This is a genomic window from Planococcus sp. RAB007_Raresut, assembly GCF_057369535.1.
The window spans coordinates 1-232 of the sequence record NZ_JBXYIF010000293.1 but is presented as its reverse complement, the minus strand read 5'-3'; the positions used below and the strand labels follow the sequence as shown (position 1 = coordinate 232).

Genomic DNA, 232 nt, shown 5'->3' with positions numbered 1-232 from the left:
CCCGCGAGGTGGACGGGACCACCCGCACATCGACCCCGATCTGACGGGTGCCGCCCACGCGGACGAAGCTCTGCTCGGTGAGCACCCGCAGGATCCGTGCCTGGGTGGAAAGCGGCATGTCGGCGACTTCGTCGAGATACAGCGTCCCCCCGTCGGCGGTCACGAGCAGGCCGGGACGGACGAGCTTGCCATCGGCTTCCTCGCCGAACAGCTCCTCTTCGAAACGTTCGGG

The 232-nt window shown here is 68.5% G+C and carries 1 protein-coding gene; it reads right to left on the bottom strand.

Annotated elements, in window-relative coordinates; all coding sequences use genetic code 11:
* Window positions 1-232, bottom strand: a 232-nt coding sequence (locus AC2Q9J_RS18575; RefSeq protein ID WP_499042216.1) for a sigma 54-interacting transcriptional regulator, incomplete at both ends; no start/stop codon positions are given.